Genomic DNA, 13,182 nt, shown 5'->3' on the forward strand with positions numbered 1-13,182 from the left:
TGTGGATCGAAGAAAGTCCTCTTATGCATCGGTTTTCCAGTCGGCACAATGTTTGACTCTACACGCACCTATTAGTTCATCTGAATCCAGGACGTAACGCCGTCTTCCTCAATCTCAAATTGATCCCGATTATCGCACAGGCACTGCTTAAACCCGGTCTCAATCCGACCTCTTTCTTTTTTACCACGCAGCGTAAAACGCTCTCCGCACTGTTTGCATCTAATTTTAATTTTAATTCTCATTACGCTGTCCCCGTTTCTATTGGTCATTCCCCAGGGATTTTTATTCCAGAACAAAAAAACACACCGGGGCATCAGGCGCAGTATGCGCTCCATGTCCACCAGTGTGTCCGTATTTCTATAATTTAATCTCTTCCTCCCGTTTCACAAATCGAAAAGGAGAGCGGTTGTTAGCCCGCGTAATTTTGCCTATTGCCCCATACCATAGCCCCGCCATTAGCGGTGCAATGAACCACAGCCAGTAGTTTGCCATGGTGTTCATGATGACATCGTACAGCGCGTGCCAGAAAAACGGAAGCACTAGGGACATCATTAGAAACCATCGTTTCTTCCTGCCATCCGTAAACTTGGCCCGCCCCATGTAATACCCCATAATTACGGCAAACATGGCGTGTCCTGACACAGGGAGCAATGCACGGAGAAACATGGCTGAGACGGATGCATTCCCCGCAAAGGCATACAAAACATTCTCTACCGTGGCAAACCCAAGTGAAACGGCAACTGCATAGAGTATACCGTCATAGGGCTCATCAAACTCCGTGTGATTATAAATAATATGATATAACACAAACCATTTAACGAATTCCTCAACCCCACCAGAGATTAGAATAGATTCAACATAGGGGTTATCTCCGAGCCAAATCATCATGCCTCGCTGGATGATCATCACAGGCAACACCATCAGAATACCCATGACGAACACTCTCAACACCATATGAAGCGGCTCAGAATCATAACGGTCTTTCAGATAAAAATATGTTAACAAGGCGAGACCCGGAGCTACTGCTGCCGCTAAAACCGAAAACAAAAGCACCGAAATTCCCTCCTCTGGCTAAGACGCGTTTACATCTGAACTTTAATCCTGACGTTTGAAATGGGTGCAGATCACTTCAATTGCCTGTTCAGGAATAATAACCTTACCGTACTCTTCCATAACCGCAGGCGTTACCGAAGAACCTTCACCAAATTCAGCAAGCAGCGCTATTAACGCAGCGTGTTTGGTGGTATCGACTTCATCCGGCTCCAGATGCAAGAACCATTTGTCTTTGTAGGAATAGAGTCTTCCGGCATTCGTTACGTGTTGACGCAGCATATGTGCAGCCTCGATTAATACTTCAAAATCCTTAAAGGCGTATACGATGGAGTCGCTTTGCTCTAACGTAACTTCCATCTCGTATACTTCTTCAGGCAGATCGTCCTCATTGCCCGAACCATATTGTTGCGGATCATATTTCCCACGGGTAACAATGACAACCATTCCTTGAGCGGGAAGTGCGAATACTTCGACAGCAAGTGGACCTGTAGCATCGAACCCAAGTTCGGAATATGCCTGATCCATCATTTCAGTGAACAGTTCATGAACTTTAGGTATTTCCTGCCACATATCATCTTTTTGTATTCCGCGCTCGCTCAGATCGTCAAAGGTCAGGAAAATCCGTATCTTATCGTGACTTAATCGTTCTATTTTCATACAGGATCTCCCCTTTATAAGCAAGTCTTATAACAGATTATGAAGCACAAAACAATATGTGCTGAAAATAAATCTATGTAGTTATGTTATCATTTTATACCTGCAAATGCACGAAGTAAAATCGACAAAAAAAGAATCAATCCACATCATTCAAGACTGTGGTTGATTCTATACAGTAGTTTTGGTTTATAAACCCGGTACTGTTGTGTTTGTTTGAGTCAAAATCTGCTCAACTTCATGTTTAACATCTGGATTGGTGCGAATAAAATCTTTGAGCATGTTCATGTTCTCTTCTTTTTCCTGCGGGGTAATCGCTCTTGCCGTTTTCTTCACTGCATTTTTGTGGGATTCACCATGTTCATTATTCTTGGGGCTGAATCCATCCATGCCTGGAAACGTCATTTCCATCATCTTGTGCTTGGCCTGACCCATTACGTTCCCTGACGACAGAGAAGACAGCATGGGTATTTTGCCTTTGGACAGATATGAGCTGGCAGCAACGCCAACTACAATCCCCCAGAAAAAGGATGACGCCTTCATTACACCAACCTCCTCTTATGTTAAGATCACAACTAGTGTTTGCGGAAGCACGACATCTCATTCCGCATAAATACAGGAAAGTGAGTTGAAATTATGTTTAGAACTACTGCAGCATTCATTATTGCCGCGAGTCTACTGCTGTCTGCGTGTGGAATGCAAGAAGATGCCTCTACTGAAAAAACAACTCCTGAAAATGAACCCGCCTCCACTGTACAAAGTGGTCAGAATGATTCCACCGAGACAGCGGAGACTGATCAGCCCAACGCTCAAAATAATCCTGAACTTACAGATGACAAGGAACCAACTGAGGAAAAGGTAGAACAAAAAATTGCGAAAACGTATCATATGAATGAGAATTATTACATTAAGCCAAATGATAAACATGGTGAAAAGAAGGTTGTCTTGCTCACATTTGATGACGGTCCAAAGGAAAAAGAAATGATCAATGGATTAATCGATACGCTGGACAAACATAATGCCAAGGCCATATTTTTCGTCAATGGATATCGTGTCGAAAGTCACCCTGAGTTGTTAAAGATCATTCATGAGCGAGGGCAAATTATAGGGAATCACGCGTGGGACCATGAAGATCTCAAAAAAATGTCCACTACACAAGCCGCCAAGCAGGTAACGGATGTTCAAGACATCGTTAAAGATACGATTGGTGTCGAGCCGGAATTTTTCCGACCTCCCTTTGGTTCCGGCAATGACGCTCTCAAAGCTGCAGTCCAAAAAAACGGCATGTTATACATGACTTGGTCCAACGGTTCACTGGATTGGGACAAAAGCACAAAGAACAAACCGGAAAAAGTGATTCAAAATGTGCTTGACCAGTTGAATCCCGGGAGTAACATATTGATGCACGAGCTTCCCTGGACTGTCGACGCGCTTGATGAATTGTTAACTAAATTGGAGAAAAAAGGATATTCGTTCGTAGACCCACGTTCAATAGAACTTGAAGCTCGATAAAACATAAAAAAACAGCCTCGATCAAAATGATCAAGGCTGTTTAGGTTTGTCTGATTTTAAAGTAATCTTGTGCATTTCAGCTGGGCAACATAGTCTGAGCGGCAGGTGATTCGTTCCGTAACCTCTGCTGACCAGCAGGTTACCATCGGGAAGACCGTTACCCCTATTGAAGGTGTACCACCCATGCGATACACTCCGGTATGCTTTATTAAGAAAGATCGGTCCAAGGAATGGAATGACCAGTTGTCCCCCGTGTGTATGCCCGCTTAAAACAAGATCAGCATATTCCTGAATGCGATTTGCCTGAAGCGGATCGTGAATTAACACAATCGTGCATTTTTTTATGTCCTGCTCCATAAGAAGCTTGCTAAGTTGACCGGACCGATAATCCATTCCGGCAAGATTGATTTCAGAGTCCCCTTGATGCAAAGATACCACCTTGTCTTGCAGAAGTTCAACGCCCGTTTCCTGAAAAATTCGAGTTAACTGAGCTGCTCCCGCCCTTTTATCATGATTTCCGTAAACCGCAAAAGTGGGAGCAATATCTGTCAACAGCTTCATATTGTGTCTAACGGTAGACCAGGATATCCCCTTTTCAGCGACATCTCCACCTACCATAACCCAATCCACCTGATCCATTAACGGTTCAAGGTCCCGCTGTCTCAGCTTTCTTCTATGAAGGTCTGATACAAACAAAATGGCACTTCCATCAAACGAATGGGGCAAACCGTTTACCTCCACCTCATCTTCAACTATTTGATGAAAATGCGCTTCACGCCACATCTGAATCCCTAACATCACAATCAATAATAAAATAGCACTGAACCAGAGCATCATCACCAAGGCCAAGGAAGGAATGTGTTTAGGGGCGGAGCCCCTTTAATACCCCACCAAACGAGGCTGACCGTAAGAAGAACAAAAATAACGATTAGCGAGTTTACAAACCTTTTGCTTAAACGTAACCGCCGTGAAGGATGAAGCTCGGTTCGAGTAGGAAGGGAACCTGCTTCCGTGACAGTTTCACCCGTCGTTTTTTGCTGTGATTTGGAACGCGCTGGAGCCCGACTGGGAAGCACAGGGCTCTCCAGTGTTGATGCGTATGACTTGCGCTGTGATCTCGGTACAGATACAGCAGTCAACGCAGTACCTGCCCCTTCCACTGCAGCAGCCGGTTCAGCAACCAAGCTTACTTGAGATGCAGAAGTCCGCTCGGTTGTCTCTGTTTTTTCCGAGTGTCGGTGACGCTGACTGCCATATGTCTTCATTCTACTTAATTGCTGGTTCATGATCCCCTCCGAAAACGTATCGCTAATCCGGACACCAAATCAATAACAAAATGACATAATATCGGCGCCCACAATGTGCCGGATTGCAAATAAATCCAACCCAATCCATAGCTTGAAACAAATACCCAACCTGTAGGAATCCAGTGGCGAAGATAGCGAATATGAATTACGGCAAACAAAATGCTGGTCCAGTAAGGCCCAATCGCATGCTGAATGGCTCCCCGGAACAACAATTCTTCGCAAATAGCGACTAGTGCTGCTATACATACGATATGCCAGATGGGACGAGACCTGAATAACATCTCGTTAATTCCCCCGTCATCCATACTCTCCTGAGGAATGACATATGATAAGACCAGGTCCATGACCAGCATAATACCAGCAAGACCAAGTCCCCACCAAATAAAATGTACATTTTCAGGCCATGCGAGAACATCGAACAGATTACGTTTCTGAAGTAAAATCCATATAACTCCAATGATCAGAGTTAAACCCTGTGTAAAATATAGATTGATCAGAAGCAAGCGCTCGGTTAACTGCTGTGGTTTAGCCTTCTGAATCTTGAACTTGGAAAACTTCGATTTTTTCATCGCCTGCGTCTGTCCTCTTGATATATTTTTGATCGATAACCTACTTGGTTGCCCAATCGGATAGTATACTAAATGATAGCCAAAAAACCAAATTGGTTCAAGACCTGCCTCAAGTCCCGGTTTCCCATCCATTGTTAAACGAATTTCGCGGGCTTCTATAGGGTGCCTGGATTGAATTTCCAAACTTCAAATACTCACTATTCTACTAATATGATTCATGTATTTCTCGCCACAAAAGACAGACATAGGCAAGAGTTTCACTCGATTCGAATTAAAACATTTATGCCTATTGACATGCTCATGTTAGCCATGATACATTATGAAAAAATTAGTCACGTTAAACACGATGATGGAAAAAAGATGTTGCTTTGTTCTTACAGAGAGCCGATGGATGGTGTAAATCGGTGGCAGGCAATGGATCTTGAGCGTTCCTGAGTTATTGCATTGAAATTGGAGTAGGTGCAATCGGTTTAGAGCCGTTATCCTCTTCGGTCTTCATTGACCGTGAAGACTGTCGTTGCGAAGCGGCAGTGAATTAGGGTGGTACCACGACAACTCTCGTCCCTTATTGCGCAAGCAGTATGTGGATTGAGAGTTTTTTGATTTATTTTTAGGCGAATGACGTGGGAACACTCTATTATTGCACCTCTACCCTCTGCTGCGACACCGCGTTGTTGGGCGGAAGGATGAACTTGGTTTTAAGGAACACCTCTATCTTGAGGTCAGACCTTGACGATATAGATACACATACTAAGGAGGAAGAAACCATGTACAAAGTGTTAGTATCGGACCCAATCAGTGATTTGGGTATCCAGCAGCTGGTGGATGCAAATGATGTTGTTGTTGAAAAGAATACCGGTCTTAGTGAAGATGAGCTCGTAGCCATCATTGGCGATTATGACGCCCTTCTCGTTCGAAGCCAGACTCGTGTTACAGATCGTATTATGACCGCTGGAACAAACCTTAAGGTCATTGGCCGTGCAGGTGTTGGGGTAGACAACATTGACCTGGAAGCTGCAACTCAACGCGGTATCATCGTTATTAATGCACCTGATGGCAACACCATCACCACATGTGAGCATACATTTGCCATGATGATGGCACTGGCACGTCACATTCCACAGGCATACGCCAAAACCATTCAGGGTACATGGGATCGCAAAACCTTCCTGGGTGTGGAGTTGAGAAATAAAACCCTTGGCGTGCTCGGCATGGGACGGATCGGAAGTGAGGTAGCCAAACGTGCCAAGGCATTTGGTATGGACATTTTGGCTTATGATCCATTCCTCACCCAAGAACGTGCAGAGAAGCTTCAGGTTAAACTGGCCAGCGTGGATGATATTATTCGCAATGCCGACTTCATGACGGTACACACTCCATTAACACCGGAAACCCGCCACATGATCTCCCGCGCACAATTTGAGGTCATGAAAAAAGGAATGCGCATTATCAACTGTGCTCGTGGTGGAGTGGTCGATGAAATGGCGCTTGTCGAAGCGATTGATGAGGGTATTGTTGCAGGTGCGGCATTTGACGTATTCGAAAGCGAGCCACCAGCACAGGATCACCCTTTCCTGAACCATCCGAGCATCATCGTTACGCCTCATCTTGGTGCATCCACAGTGGAAGCTCAGGAAAATGTGGCGATTGATGTATCAGAGCAAGTCCTTCACATTTTGCGGAATGAACCGTTCAAGAACGCGGTGAACATGCCAGCTGTTCCTCCAACCGTCATGAACAAATTGCAACCGTATTTCAAACTGGGTGAAACCCTGGGCAGCTTTGCAGCACAGATTACACAAAATGCAGTACAAGAGATTCGGATCGATTATGCAGGTGATCTTTCTGAAGTAGATACTTCCCCTCTCACCCGTTACATTGTAAAGGGTATTCTCGCCAGACATCTGGGTGGGGAAGCCAATATCGTCAACTCCATGCATCTGGCCAAAACACGTGATTTGAATGTGGTTGTAAGCCAAACATCCGCAACGAAAGGATTCACCAATCTCATTACAGTAACGTTGGTAACGACACAGGATGCAGAGGAGCGCCGTGTCGCTGGTACATTGCTTGCAGGCTATGGAGAACGGATCGTTCGTCTGGACAAATTCCCGGTAGATATCGCACCGGAAAGCCACCAAATCCTGATATCTCATAACGATAAGCCAGGAATTATCGGGCGTGTAGGTACCCTGCTTGGGCAAAATGATGTCAACATTGCATCCATGCAAGTGGGACGGAAAATTATTGGTGGTGCGGCGATCATGATTCTGACTGTGGACAAAGCCGTTCCAAAAGATGTTCTTGTCCAGCTCACCGCTCTGCCTGAGCTGAATACAGCTGTTGAAATTGTACTTGAATAGTTACTCATCTTGCATAGATAGTCAAAAAGAGACGATCCCCAAGGGTTCGTCTCTTTTTTTAACTTAGCTTAATCGAATAATATTTAGTGTTGCACCAGGAGGTGACAGCACAGCTGTTGCAACTAATCCAAACAATTGAAGCTGAATGGTCGATCCCGCTGGAACAGTTATGATAAAGTCGGCCGCTAGCTGGCTAAGGGAAAGTAGTGGTGAAATTACACTCGGTGGAACGACAGCCCCATTCAGCAATATCCGGGATTGAATGGCTAGCGCAGCTGTGAGGTTTATTTTATAGCTAATATAATAACGACCGGCCGCAGCAAGTGTGAACGTATTGTTGGCTGCATTTACTGTAATACCTGTTCCTATATTCTGATTCGTAGGGAGGGCTACCAATGTTCCACCCAAAATAACAAGAATGGTTCCATTAGTGTTCTCTGCATAAGCAGAAGTTTCAGTTAAAGAGGTTCCTGTCGCGCCTGTGACTCCCGTAACTCCGGTTGCTCCAGTGACTCCAGTACTTCCTGTCACACCTACTCCTGTGGCTCCGGTTAACCCCGTTTCTCCGGTCACGCCAGTTGTTCCAGTGAATCCTGTAACTCCGGTTGCGCCAGTAACTCCGGTACTTCCTGTCACACTTACTCCTGTGGCTCCGGTTAACCCCGTTTCTCCCGTTACACCAGTGATACCTGTGGCTCCCGTAATTCCGGTCGCGCCAGTAACTCCGGTACTTCCGGTTACACCTACTCCTGTGGCTCCAGTTAATCCCGTTTCTCCCATTACACCAGTTGTTCCTGTGACTCCCGTAACTCCGGTCGCCCCAGTAACTCCGGTTGCTCCAGTACTTCCTGTCACACCTACTCCTGTGGCCCCGGTTAACCCCGTTTCTCCCGTTACGCCAGTTGTTCCTGTGACTCCCGTAACTCCGGTCGCGCCAGTAACTCCGGTACTTCCTGTCACACCTACTCCTGTGGCTCCAGTTAATCCCGTTTCTCCCGTTTCTCCCGTTACACCAGTTGTTCCTGTGACTCCCGTAACTCCGGTTGCTCCAGTACTTCCTGTCACACCTACTCCTGTGGCTCCGGTTAATCCCGTTTCTCCCGTTAAGCCTGTTGCTCCAGTGACTCCGGTGCTTCCTGTCACACCTTCTCCTGTGGCCCCGGTTAACCCCGTTTCTCCCGTTACGCCAGTTGTTCCTGTGAATCCCGTAACCCCGGTCGTTCCAGTAACTCCGGTACTTCCTGTCACACCTACTCCCGTGGCTCCGGTTAACCCCGTTTCTCCAGTCACGCCAGTTGTTCCTGTGAATCCCGTACCACCCGTCACGCCGGTAACGCCTGTAACGCCTGTAACGCCTGTTGCTCCTGCACCTGCCAGCAACGTATAGTCTGGAGACGTTCCCGGAGTTCCGGCTGGTGAGGCTACATTTGCAATATACGTGCTGCCGTTAAACGTAACCACTTGACCTGCAGGGTACGTTGGTGACACGCCCGAATCGAACGGCACTACGCCACTTAAACCGATACCCGTTGCTCCTGTGATCCCTGTTAACCCTGTCGCTCCCGTTTCTCCAGTACCACCTGTTATACCGGTATCACCCGTAACTCCTGTTGCTCCTGCACCTGCCAACAACGTATAGTCTGGGGACGTTCCTGGTGTCCCTGTTGGTGCAGCCACATTGGCAATATACGTGCTGCCGTTAAACGTAACGACCTGACCGACAGGGTACGTCGGTGCCAAGGCCGGATCGAACGGCACGACCCCACTCAAACCGATACCGGTTGCTCCCGTGATCCCTGTTATCCCTGTCGCTCCCGTTTCTCCTGTACCACCCGTTATGCCCGTACCACCAGTAACACCCGTAACACCTGTTGCTCCTGCACCTGCCAGCAAAGTGTAGTCTGGAGACGTTCCCGGTGTTCCGGTGGGTGAAGCTACATTGGTTATATATGTGCTGCCATTAAACGTTACAATTTGACCAGCTGGATATGTTGGTGCCACTGCCGGATCAAACGGCAGAATCCCGCTGAGCCCCACACCTGTCGCTCCCGTTGGACCTGATGGGCCTGTAGGACCTGCTCCTGCAAGTAATGTGAAATCCGGAGAAGCACCTGGCGTACCCGTAGGAGATGCTACATTTGTAATATAAGTACTGCCGTTAAACGTAACGACCTGACCAGCGGGGTACGTCGGTGCCACTGCCGGATCAAAAGGCACAGCACCATCTAATCCTGCCCCCGTTGCCCCGGTGGAGCCCGTTACACCAGCACCCGCAAGTAATGTATAATCTGCGGAACTCCCTGGTGTTCCACTTGGCGATGTCACATTCGTAATATATGTTCCACCAGCAAAAGTCACAATTTGTCCTGAAGCATACGCTGGTGCGAGCGCAGGATCAAAAGGCACAATGCCTGTTAAACCTGCGCCAGTTGCTCCCGTTGCACCCGTTGTTCCACCCGTTAACAGCAAAGTAAAATCTGGCGAACTTCCCGGGATACCCGTTGGGCCACTCACATTGGCAACATAAAGATTCCCATTATAACTGACTACCTGGCCTTGAGTATAACTTGGACCCTGTGCTGGATCGTATGGCGTTACATTATTTAGCCCTAATCCAGTTGCTCCTGCTGGTCCCTGCGAACCTTGTGGTCCAGCAGGACCGATCGGACCAACGGGGCCCGCTGGGCCTACTGGACCCGCGGGACCAACCAAGCCTGCCTCCCCTGGAGGACCGGCTGGTCCCTGCACTCCCGGAACTCCAGGCACACCAGGTACTCCGGGGACCCCTGGGGGGCCTGCTGGTCCAGTTATTCCCGATGAACCAATCCCCGTGGTCGCTCGGCTGAGTGATATAGACGTGGATCGAATCAACGCTACCAGTTTATCTTTCTCTGGCGGTGGAACTTCGAGTAATAATGTCACACTCAGCAAATCATCGAGCAGATTCTGCAAATTGCCAGCCAAGTTGATCAATGCAACAGGTACAACCTCTGATGACGCTATGGTTAATTCCAACACAGCCTGAAGTTCGGCTTTAACTCCAGCACGGAAACCTGACTCGTTGACGAAAGTGAGCAGATTCCGCAATCCTGATTGCAGTGCGAGTATGTTAGCAGCTGTAGGCTGGCTAATTGCTGCAGGAATGGTGATTGCCAAAGATCGAAGCAACGTTTCAAACTGTTCCTGCTCACTAGTTGTTATCGGAATGAAGGGTGACCCCGCCCTGAACGATCTACCTTCCAAAAATGCTTTAATGTTTACCCGTTTACGCCTATCGGACATGCGTCATCCAATCCTCCTTTGACTTCCTTGTTTTTCAAGCTTATGTGATATTGGAGGGAAAATTATCTTGGACACTATTTTTGTTATCAAAATAACTCATTCTTTTGTTCCACGTTGAACAAGATTAAACGGAATACTTCAACAAAAAAACACCCTCCAGAGGAGGGTGTTTCTGCGCTTTTTGTATGAAATCAGGCTATTTCGAGGAATTCACCGGAAATTGTAAAATAAACTCTGTCCCTTCCCCAAGCGTACTGTTCACCTGAATGATACCATGATGGGCGTCAACGATATTTTTTACGATGGCCAGACCTAGTCCAGTACCCACACTCTCTCCGCGAACACGTGCCTTATCCGCTTTGTAGAATCTCTCAAAAATAAATGGCAGATCGGAAGTAGGAATACCCGCACCTTCATCCTTGATTGACACTTTGGCTATCGACGTTCGATGATCATCAAGCAGCTTTGCGGCAATTATAACATTTTTGTCGGGAGGCGTATGACGAAAAGCATTATCGAGTAGATTGGTAAATACCTGCTCGAGCCGATCCTCATCTGCTTGTTGAAGTACAATGCTAGGCAAGTTGCATTCAAAATGAAGTCGTATATCCTGTTCTTTCGAACGTACAGAGAATTTCCGATATACCCGCTCCAGCAGTTCCACCAGATCTACTTCCTTCATTGCCATGTCTGTATGTCCAGCTTCCATTCGGGCAAGATCCAGCAGATCCTTGACCAATCTGCCCATGCGCAGTGACTCATCATGGATAACCTGAATCAACTCTTCACTCTCCTCAGGAGAGGCTGCCATGCCATCGAGAAGAGCTTCGCTGTAACCTTGCATCATGGATAAAGGCGTTCGTATCTCATGAGATACATTGGCGACAAAATCACGGCGCATTTTTTCCAAACGAACCTCTTCTGTCACATCACGCAGGACGGCAACCGCACCACGAACAACACTGTCCGCATATAGAGGGGTCATCTGGACCGACCATACCCCCTGCTGAACATGTACATTCGAGCTCTGATCGCCGCCATGCTCCATAACCAGTTTAAACAAGGGAACCAGAGGTTCTGGAACATCTCGGGAAGAGTTTTCTCCCTTGTTGTTCACTTCCTGTCCCTCTACATCCTGTGCCCAATCCAAGTCACACCAAGCCTGCATGATCTTTTCCCCTGGCGGGTTGGTCAGAATCACTTTGCCCTCACCATCGAAGGTAACCACGGCGTCCGTCATACTCCGAAGTACACTAGCCAAGTGTTCCTTCTCGTGGTTCAGGCTCCGAATGTTATCCTCCAGCTGAACAGCCATATGATTAAATGTGTTAGCCAGTTCACCAATCTCATCGCTTGTCACAAGAGAGAGCCTTGTCCCGTAATTCCCTTTGCGGATCGCATTGGCAGCCTGAATCAGCTGTTGCATCGGTTGAGTGATTTTCGTGAACAAAAACAGGGCGAAAAATGTCGTCAAACTGAAACCGATGATACAGACATACGTGAACAATCGCTTAATATCTCTCGACTCGGACTCTGCAAAATTGGTATCAATATACGGAAGCAAAAAAAGACCCAGCGCGATGAGCACACAGCCCACAAGGCATATAATGGTTATCCATAACTTCCCGACCAGTGATCTCCAGAAATTAAAGCTATTTCGGTACTTCCAGTTTATAACCCACACCCCACACTGTCGTAATCATAGCCGCCGATTCTGGCGACACCTTGTTCAACTTTTCACGAAGACGCTTGACGTGCGTATCCACGGTACGGAGATCACCGAAAAACTCGTAGTTCCATACATCCTTGAGCAATTCCTCTCTGGAAAACACTTTGTCTGGAGAGGTCGCCAGGTAATGTAACAACTCATATTCTTTTGGGGTAAGACTGATCTCTTCCCCACCCGCCGTTACCCGGTGAGCGTCATGCTCAATAACAAGGTGAGGGAATACGATATTGTTGCTTGAATTACTTTCTTTGGACAGATATGCAGTCGCAGAAGAACGACGCAGAATAGCTTTTACGCGGTAAATCACTTCACGCGGACTGAAAGGCTTCACGACGTAATCATCTGCCCCAACTTCAAATCCCTGAACACGGTTGATCTCTTCACCTTTTGCTGTCAGCATCAATACCGGGGTCGATTTTACTTGACGCAATCGGGTACACACTTCTACACCATCCATACCCGGCAACATTACATCAAGCAAAATCAGGCCATAGTCTCCAGCTGTTGCTTTTCGCAGTGCTGTCTCCCCGTCTTCCGCTTCATCAATTTCATAACCTTCTTTTTCAAGATACATCTTCAAAAGCCTGCGGATTCTTTCCTCATCATCGACGACCAGTATCCGGTTCTCATGTTCTGCCATTCCACTCCAGCCCCTTTGCAATAACTCCAATCACTTCTATTATGTTCGATCTGGCGAACAATATTTGAATGCC

At 47.1% G+C, this 13,182-nt stretch carries 12 protein-coding genes and 1 other annotated feature; of the genes, 2 read left to right on the top strand and 10 right to left on the bottom strand.

Features of this window, described 5'->3' with window-relative positions; all coding sequences use genetic code 11:
* Positions 1-71: 71 nt before the first annotated feature.
* From AB3N00_RS15460 to AB3N00_RS15475, 4 genes are all read right to left on the bottom strand, one after another.
* Positions 72-242 (bottom strand): hypothetical protein, encoded by a 171-nt coding sequence (locus AB3N00_RS15460; protein ID WP_175397828.1) that lies wholly within the window; start codon positions 240-242, stop codon positions 72-74.
* A 115-nt stretch (positions 243-357) separates the two neighbouring features.
* The gene (gene prsW / locus AB3N00_RS15465; protein ID WP_413035415.1) at positions 358-1,053 is read right to left on the bottom strand and encodes a glutamic-type intramembrane protease PrsW; all 696 of its coding nucleotides are present in this window, start codon (positions 1,051-1,053) and stop codon (positions 358-360) included.
* A 42-nt stretch (positions 1,054-1,095) separates the two neighbouring features.
* Positions 1,096-1,710 (bottom strand): genetic competence negative regulator, encoded by a 615-nt coding sequence (locus tag AB3N00_RS15470; protein WP_413035416.1) that lies wholly within the window; start codon positions 1,708-1,710, stop codon positions 1,096-1,098.
* A gap of 186 nt (positions 1,711-1,896) precedes the next feature.
* Positions 1,897-2,250 (bottom strand): hypothetical protein, encoded by a 354-nt coding sequence (locus AB3N00_RS15475; protein WP_413035417.1) that lies wholly within the window; start codon positions 2,248-2,250, stop codon positions 1,897-1,899.
* A gap of 93 nt (positions 2,251-2,343) precedes the next feature.
* Between AB3N00_RS15475 and AB3N00_RS15480 the strand changes: the two genes are divergently transcribed.
* Positions 2,344-3,219, top strand: a complete 876-nt coding sequence (locus tag AB3N00_RS15480) for a polysaccharide deacetylase family protein (protein WP_413035418.1) — start codon at positions 2,344-2,346, stop codon at positions 3,217-3,219.
* Positions 3,220-3,249: 30 nt separating this feature from the next.
* Here AB3N00_RS15480 and AB3N00_RS15485 read toward each other — a convergent pair whose 3' ends face one another.
* The 3 genes from AB3N00_RS15485 to AB3N00_RS15495 are packed head-to-tail and all read right to left on the bottom strand — an operon-like array spanning position 3,250 to position 5,095.
* Positions 3,250-4,017 (bottom strand): metallophosphoesterase, encoded by a 768-nt coding sequence (locus AB3N00_RS15485; RefSeq protein ID WP_413035419.1) that lies wholly within the window; start codon positions 4,015-4,017, stop codon positions 3,250-3,252.
* A 38-nt stretch (positions 4,018-4,055) separates the two neighbouring features.
* Positions 4,056-4,505 carry a hypothetical protein gene (locus tag AB3N00_RS15490; protein ID WP_413035420.1) on the bottom strand — a complete coding sequence of 150 codons (450 nt, stop codon included), beginning with the start codon at positions 4,503-4,505 and terminating at the stop codon, positions 4,056-4,058.
* A complete protein-coding gene (locus tag AB3N00_RS15495; RefSeq protein WP_413035421.1) occupies positions 4,502-5,095 on the bottom strand; it encodes a CPBP family intramembrane glutamic endopeptidase in 594 nt (197 codons plus the stop codon). Before AB3N00_RS15495 ends, AB3N00_RS15490 begins: the two co-directional genes overlap by 4 nt.
* Before the next feature lie 337 nt (positions 5,096-5,432).
* Positions 5,433-5,664, top strand: a binding site (T-box leader).
* A gap of 198 nt (positions 5,665-5,862) precedes the next feature.
* Here AB3N00_RS15495 and serA point away from each other — a divergent pair.
* Entirely contained in the window at positions 5,863-7,458 is a 1,596-nt protein-coding gene (gene serA, locus AB3N00_RS15500; RefSeq protein ID WP_413035422.1) for a phosphoglycerate dehydrogenase, read from the top strand.
* A 63-nt stretch (positions 7,459-7,521) separates the two neighbouring features.
* Here the strand turns inward: serA and AB3N00_RS15505 are convergent, their stop codons facing one another.
* The 3 genes from AB3N00_RS15505 to AB3N00_RS15515 form a co-directional block, all read right to left on the bottom strand.
* The gene (locus tag AB3N00_RS15505) at positions 7,522-10,740 is read right to left on the bottom strand and encodes a BclA C-terminal domain-containing protein (protein ID WP_413035423.1); all 3,219 of its coding nucleotides are present in this window, start codon (positions 10,738-10,740) and stop codon (positions 7,522-7,524) included.
* A 196-nt stretch (positions 10,741-10,936) separates the two neighbouring features.
* Positions 10,937-12,424 (bottom strand): ATP-binding protein, encoded by a 1,488-nt coding sequence (locus AB3N00_RS15510; protein ID WP_413035424.1) that lies wholly within the window; start codon positions 12,422-12,424, stop codon positions 10,937-10,939.
* Positions 12,393-13,109: a response regulator transcription factor gene (locus AB3N00_RS15515; RefSeq protein ID WP_017687664.1), complete on the bottom strand. Its 717-nt coding sequence runs from the start codon at positions 13,107-13,109 to the stop codon at positions 12,393-12,395. Before AB3N00_RS15515 ends, AB3N00_RS15510 begins: the two co-directional genes overlap by 32 nt.
* Positions 13,110-13,182: the final 73 nt, after the last annotated feature.

Origin of the sequence: Paenibacillus xylanilyticus, from assembly GCF_047246825.1 — a bacterium.
Lineage (GTDB): Bacteria > Bacillota > Bacilli > Paenibacillales > Paenibacillaceae > Paenibacillus > Paenibacillus xylanilyticus_B.